We start from the raw sequence: 1903 nt of genomic DNA, 5'->3' as shown, positions 1-1903 counted from the left end.
CAAACACTCCGCATATAGTGCCACCGGAAAGAACGTGAAAGGCACTAACTGAAAGGTGTAAATGCGAGCACCAAAACAGATAAACACCAAAACTAATGACCTTTGATGTCAAACCCGTACTAACGCCGCATTAAGGGGTGAACAACGCCAACCACTCAACCTAAATGATTGTGCCGTAAACACTAAAGCCGATTCAAACCAAAACTGCCAAGCGTTGTGAATCCCTCTTGAATGCTTTGTTAGTTGCCAAACCTAAAGCTTTGATTTGAAGTTGATTACCGCTTTGCCAACACTGCTTTTACGTGCTTTGATAACCTCAAATCAGGCGTAGTTTCAAAGCGCTTGCCACTGAAACCACTTGGGACTCAAAGCGCCGTAGAAAACGGATTAACAACACCAAAACGCTCATTTTGAAAGACAGTGTCACAGAGCTGACTCTCGACCGGTGATCCGGTTTCTGAAACAGAAAATCCAAACACAAAAGAAACCTGAGAGCGATTTTCACAACCCCGAACGATTCAAAATTGAAGTACGAAACCCCACCAAAAACACACGGACATTAACTATAAACTTTCTGCTTTAGCTGCGTTTTCCTCGTTGGCAACTAACGCCCTGCTAAGGGGTGAGCAACGCAATACCAAAGCCGCCGCATACCACCTTAATCACTAAATTCAACGCATAGTAAAAATGCCACGCGTTGCGAATCCCTCTTGAGCAGTTTGTTAGTCGCGAGGCACCGAGCGACAATTTTAAGCCGAACTAAACTTTGCGAACAACAAACTTTATGTGCTTTGATGCATTTAAGTCAGGCGCAGTCTCAAAGCGGCTACTCAATGAAACCACTTAGAACAAACAACGCCGTAGAAAACGGACTGACAACACCAAAAAGCGCTTTTGGAAAGCCAATCTCACAGTGCGGACTTTCAACAAAGTCACTGAAACCACGTGGAACTTACAACACCAGAGAAACCGTCATTTCAGCGAGTAAATCTGCTTTTGTAACAACAAATTCAACGAGCGGAGTTGCAACCAAAAACAAACTCTCGATTGCCCTGCTATGTCAGCACCAAAGAACAAAACAACCGCGAGGACACTTGCAAAACTTTGGACTTAAAACAGCTGAAAATGAGTTTGGACCGACGACGATAAACCTGTGAGCCGAACAATCAGCAGCCAAATCTTGAGCTTAGAAACATGATTTTGATTGCTAGCTTTTTCTGGCGACTAACGCCGCATTAAGTGGTGAACAACGCTACCACCCAACCTTAAACCTTGCCACATTTAGCATTGAAGCCGACCTGAACTGAAATTGCCAAGCGTTGAGAATCCGTCTTAAATGCTTTGTTATGTAAATTCAGCCACATAAGCCAAAGTTACCACGAAAAACCAAGCCTGTACGACCGAAGAAATAGCCAAAACCAAAGAACCCAACAGTGTTCACGAATTTGCAGAGCCAGCAATGTTACAGACCAAGCTTCAACAAGCGAAAAATGGTGATGAGCAGCGACCAAAAATGCTTTTGAACCTGGGAAACCGAACGAAAGAAACCATCAGCAAATGGGGACTTTCGTTAACCTTGCCCTTTCCCCACTTTGAGCCCGCAAAACTAACCACGAACCAGCACTGAAACTGAATGAGGAAACTCACGATCCTTGGCATGTTTTACGGCTAATTTGGCAAAGAATCGGGACAGAAAAAGGGAATTTTGACGAGGATGCAAACCGATAGCTAGAGAGAGCGGATAAGCAGAATAATGCCCATTTTACCCGCTTTACATAACGCCTTGCTAAGGTGTGAGCAACGCAATACCTTAGCCTCCGCATAATACCTTAAACACATAAACCGACGCATAGTAAAAATGCCACGCGTTGCGAATCACTCTTAAGCAACTTGTTATACCGCT

1 protein-coding gene is annotated in these 1903 nt (G+C 44.1%); it reads left to right on the top strand.

What is annotated here, in order from left to right; all coding sequences use genetic code 11:
• Nucleotides 1-833: 833 nt before the first annotated feature.
• Complete coding sequence (locus tag UF05_RS05405) at nucleotides 834-1157, top strand: hypothetical protein (RefSeq protein WP_045545080.1); 324 nt, start codon at nucleotides 834-836, stop codon at nucleotides 1155-1157.
• Nucleotides 1158-1903: the final 746 nt, after the last annotated feature.

This window comes from Vibrio sp. S457-15 (assembly GCF_000960545.1).
Lineage (GTDB): Bacteria > Pseudomonadota > Gammaproteobacteria > Enterobacterales > Vibrionaceae > Vibrio > Vibrio parahaemolyticus.
The sequence above is the reverse complement of the archived record's forward strand: the minus strand, read 5'-3'. Positions and strand labels throughout refer to the sequence as shown.